A 4750-nucleotide genomic window follows, 5' to 3' on the forward strand; every position below is an offset into this window, starting at 1 on the left:
TTTTGGCATAAGCAGGTTTATTATGGAGATATAGAGTGATGTTCTTATTTTTAGTCGATTGAATAATAGAGCAGCCTATGGTATGAATGATTGTCAATGAACTTCTCGATTTAGCTTCCTTAAATAAGTCGTCGAGCATAGCTTGATATAACTTCGGTGTAATATTCTGCAACGGAATGTTATCGAAGTACTCGTTCAGCCACTGCATACCGAATTCAAGTGTCATATTAGTATTTTCTTTATTTCCTCGGTTACGATAATGCTAGTACCAATCAGCAGCAAATTGGTTGAATAGAACTTTTGCATTGTAGTCCATTTAGTGTTGCGCTTCTCGAATCGCTTGTTCGATTTTGGTTTTGGCTTCGCCTTTTGTCTTTCCGCGTCGAAAAATTTGTTTCCGTCTACCCGTCCGCGGATCGCACGGTCCTTCAGCGACACATACCTACCTCATCTCTTTCACTAACTCACGGAAATACATAGAATTCATCCTTTACTGCAACATACCATCGTACTCAAAGCGAGAATGGTAATACGATTTGTTCTTGGGAATGGTCTTGGTAATCTTTATGTAGGTTTTTAGCCGAATTGTATATTTTGCAGATACTGTTGCAACCGTTTGGCGGCGAATTCATGAGTGACTCCGAACGTCTCCATCAGCAGCCCTATGACCTGACTTCTATATGCTGGCATTTCCAATTACTCGAGCATAAAGGTAGGGAGGCATAAATGTTGCGAGAAGTTTTCAGCTTTCCATTCTTGATAATCACGCATAGTTAAGGGCATAAGAGCTTGATCTCCAGCATGCCACATCGCATGGCATAATTCGTGAGCAAAATCTCCTCATTGCTCTGTATCAGGTTTCCGGTTATCCCAAAATATAGCTCCATCAATTCCCATTGAGTTATGGGGGATATAATTACTTGAAGACCTAATCGCGCATATATATTTTCTGAATTCAATTGATGAGGAGTGTGAATTTCAATTAAGTTTAAAAATTGTCTAATATATTCTTCTAAATGATTATATGTATTAATGTAGCCATTCTTCTACATGGAACATGCGTTCTATGTAGTGTATAAGAAAACCCCGCTTTTGAAAAGCATGGTTTTGGAAAAGTATTATACTACTATTTTGGAAGTAGTCTACTTGCTATAAGAAATGCCTGTATTTCGTCGAAATTAGAATACAGAATTGTGACAATAGTTATTATGACTAAGAATATATTTGAATAGAATAATAAAGTTTTAATACGAGCTACATTTGAAAATAAATCGTTTTTTGGATTGATAATAAAAGTCTGATTAATATCAATTTTTTCATCCTCGAGTATTATACCCATTTTATTGAGAAAAAGATTGAATTGTTTTTCTATTGTTGAAAATCTTTCATTAGAAGTTCGGGATATGAAGTTATAAAAAATTATGGAAAAAGAAATTAAGAACACATTGGCAAATATTAAACTAGAATTATTAAGAGATATAAGACTTTTGAATATAAACGATAGAGCTAAAACTAAAGTTGATATTAAAGATGTATTTAAGTATGAATTCACCTTATCATTTTGTTCATTGATAGATTTTGACATATTAATTGCTTCTTTATAAACAGTGTCTCTGTTTTCGAAAAAAACTTCCAAATCATCTTGAACGTACTTTTCAAAATAATAATTAACGGTTTTTTCAATTTCAATAATTTTCGTATCGAGATTTGATAAAGTTTCTTTATCATTAATATATCGAGTCATTACATTTTTCAATATCAAAAATTTTTCTAAAAACTTATCGTCTCTAAAAAGGAAAATTAATAAATCGTAAAAAACTTTATGATTTACAGTAGAAAAATTATCATCAGTAGAAATAAAAATCTTTTTCTTACCTCTAATATCATAAATCTCATTATCTACTTTATAACTTATAACTTCTAAAAAAGAATGGTAGAATCTTTGAATTAATTTTATTTTTAATTCTGGTAAGTCATTTATATTTACAAGTTCTATCTCCTCAGGGTAAAAAGATAGGGGATTATTTAATTTAGTAAATTTACCCTCAGTATTTCTAAGTAACCTATTTAACATCTCAAGTCTTTCTTTTTTTATAGGTATTTTAGATTCACGTTCTGTAGGAAGAGATGTTAGTCCGATAAAGTTGATTAAAGGTGTACTAAAAGATTCTATACCGTAAACACCAATATTTATCTTATAATTAATCTCTTGATCTTCAAGTTGTTCAAGGAACTCCACTATATAGTTCGAAGTGAAAAAAAGAAAATCAATTCCATTTAAATTCAAACTCAAATCACTCTTATCAAGTTTAACCCTAACTCTTCTGTTTTTTAAATAATCTATAGTCATATTTCTCTTTGGATCATCGATGGCTAAAATAAAATAAGCAATGTCATTAGATTCTCCAACAACAAATGTTTCAAAATATGATAGGTTCCTTAAGGCTTTTAAATCTTTTACAGAAGTAGGATTTTTAAATTCAATTTGAAGTAGTTTTTCTGTCTCAGTAATATTTAAAGTGTAATTAGTTAGGTTATGCTGGATATAACTGAACTCTTCATAAATTTTATATAATTTACTTGTGCTTATGGAGTCAATTGACATCCAGCTTCACCTTCTTACTTTATTATTTTTTTGAAATCTAAATCATCATCATTTTTTATTGTAATAGTATAGATGTTTTCTTTCGGATTATCTTTAATAATAATTTCGTTACCATCAAGTGCTTTATCATATTTGAATATAACTTGTTTTGATTTGGAACCATAAGTTATTTTCTTTTCATCTCTTTCAACTACAAAGTGCAATCCGTAATCCTCATATTTTGTTGTGAAGTTTTCAATAAATTCTGTTGTATAATCATCGATTAGAATCTCTCTGTCAACTGTATCGGATGGGATTAGATGTTCGAAAATATTTTCTATAGATTGTGGCAAGTGGATACTTAATCCGTTATGAAATTCTTTATCAATTGTAGCATTAACAAGCTCGTTTTCAATATTGGGCAATTTTGGAGAGATTCTTTCATAAGCTTCTTCTAGAACAACAATTGTTTTTTTGTTGTTATTTGGTATAGCACTAGATTGAAGAAATGTTGTCAAAAAGTATTGTGAAGTTTCTCCTGATTTTTGTTGCCTATCCATTACAAATAAATTAGTTTCTCCTTCTATGTAATTCATTTTGATAATTGCACATTTATGAACTCTGTCATTTGTTTCAGGCAGCATGTTGGCTACTTCAAGTAAATTCAAGGTCTCCAAGTCAATCTGAACACCATTTTTGGGATCTAGTTTAAGCATTACTATCATTGGTTCATTGTTCATAATAATATCAAGTATAAAAAAACTTCCGCTACTTTTTGATTTTTTATCTTTCATTATTCGAAATAAATATTTGCTAATCTCGTTTGAAAATTCAAGGAAACCATCTTTTGAGTTCTGTTTAGAGTCTTGATAATTTTGAACTTTTTTCAGTACTGTAGCTGCTGGAGTTAGAAATTCACATTCTCTTGTCCGTCTGCCCTTTCGAGTTTCATTTATATGTTTGTAGAAGAATTCTAAGATTACTTTATGCTCATTTGTCTTAAGTTTTAATGTTTTTTTGGCTAATTGAGGATGAGACTTCTCCAAGTTTAGGATTGTAATTGCCAGATTATTAATTACGATATTTCCAATTTCTACTGTTTCTTTTACTTCAGTTTGATTAACCATGTTCATTCCCCTTTTTAAAAAATTTGAAATTCATAATTAAAACTATCTCAATAAGGTGGAAATTTCTTTCTTTACTTAAAATAAAACTCTGCTAGAAGCAAGGTGAACAGCTATATTTACTTTGAGTCTTCAATATCTCCCACTCAGCTAGTGGCGCTTTTCGGCGTTCCTCAGGACTTTCGTAAAACTCTTTATAAAACTTATAGACTTCCGGATCGTTAACCCTTCCATCGAATTTTTCATCATCACTCCAAGAGAGGGGGGCGCGGCCGAGGAGTTGACCGATAGAAGCCGCAAGCACACTAGCTATAGCTAATAACTTATGATCTCTTACTGGTCTTTCGTTAGACTCAATCTGTTTCAATACACTAACATTCAATTTTACTCGTTTAGCTAATTCACGTTGGCTCTAATCTCTGGACTCTCGCATTTTTATAATGTGCTTATCAATATCCATTCTCTCACCAATTTCTTTATGTACATTAATACTTTATCACGTTTGTGAAACGGAAAAATAATTATTTCAAAATTAGAAATAAAAAACTCATAATTCTAAAATGGCAATAATAATATGAGATCAAGGAGTTGCTAAAACAAAAATTAAAGGGAGAATGGAATTTTGAGATTTACAATTCGTTCAAAAAAGACGTTATTAACTTGGTAAAACCTCGCGATAAATGGCATACAGAGTAGGTATGAAGAATGCTTCTACGTATATGAAGTATGAAAACGGAGCGTATTCTTTCAAAGCAGAGCACCTCCCCATATTATCAAAAGAACTAAATTGTGAATTACGGATTTTTTAAGAAAATTATTGCTAAAATAAAAATTAAAAATCAAGAGGATGTGACAGTCTAGAGGAGGATTGATTTTCTAAGTTTTGTTCAACAGGCAAGACAAAATTTCTGAGGAAATAACAATCATGTTGCAACCTTTTGAGTGAATTGAACCCTAAATAGTAGACACTTAAAAAAATGCCCCCATTTGGGGTTTTTTCTATTTTCAGACCCCGGTATACTGAACATATCTACTGCAACGG

Annotated in this window: 3 protein-coding genes and 3 pseudogenes; all 6 read right to left on the bottom strand. The window is 31.2% G+C overall.

The window, feature by feature from the left end; translation table 11 throughout:
* Nucleotides 1-226: pseudogene (locus tag ON064_RS17070) on the bottom strand (hypothetical protein); the annotation flags it as partial.
* Nucleotides 227-316: 90 nt separating this feature from the next.
* Nucleotides 317-409: pseudogene (locus tag ON064_RS18495) on the bottom strand (hypothetical protein); the annotation flags it as partial.
* 287 nt (nucleotides 410-696) lie between these two features.
* Nucleotides 697-810, bottom strand: a complete 114-nt coding sequence (locus tag ON064_RS18500; protein WP_407951628.1) for a hypothetical protein — start codon at nucleotides 808-810, stop codon at nucleotides 697-699.
* Nucleotides 811-1126: 316 nt separating this feature from the next.
* Nucleotides 1127-2605 carry a hypothetical protein gene (locus ON064_RS17075; protein WP_274625711.1) on the bottom strand — a complete coding sequence of 493 codons (1479 nt, stop codon included), beginning with the start codon at nucleotides 2603-2605 and terminating at the stop codon, nucleotides 1127-1129.
* A 14-nt stretch (nucleotides 2606-2619) separates the two neighbouring features.
* Nucleotides 2620-3711 (bottom strand): nucleoid-associated protein, encoded by a 1092-nt coding sequence (locus ON064_RS17080; RefSeq protein ID WP_274625712.1) that lies wholly within the window; start codon nucleotides 3709-3711, stop codon nucleotides 2620-2622.
* 91 nt (nucleotides 3712-3802) lie between these two features.
* A pseudogene (locus tag ON064_RS18505) lies at nucleotides 3803-4108 on the bottom strand (hypothetical protein); the annotation flags it as partial.
* Between the last annotated feature and the right edge of the window lie 642 nt (nucleotides 4109-4750).

It is taken from the genome of Planococcus sp. A6, from assembly GCF_028823615.1.
Lineage (GTDB): Bacteria > Bacillota > Bacilli > Bacillales_A > Planococcaceae > Planococcus.

Excerpts from the sequence above, each read along its gene's own strand:
- ON064_RS18500 (WP_407951628.1), bottom strand. The coding sequence starts at position 810 with ATGTGGCATGCTGGAGATCAAGCTCTTATGCCCTTAACTATGCGTGAT.
- ON064_RS17075 (WP_274625711.1), bottom strand. The coding sequence starts at position 2,605 with ATGTCAATTGACTCCATAAGCACAAGTAAATTATATAAAATTTATGAA.
- ON064_RS17080 (WP_274625712.1), bottom strand. The coding sequence starts at position 3,711 with ATGGTTAATCAAACTGAAGTAAAAGAAACAGTAGAAATTGGAAATATC.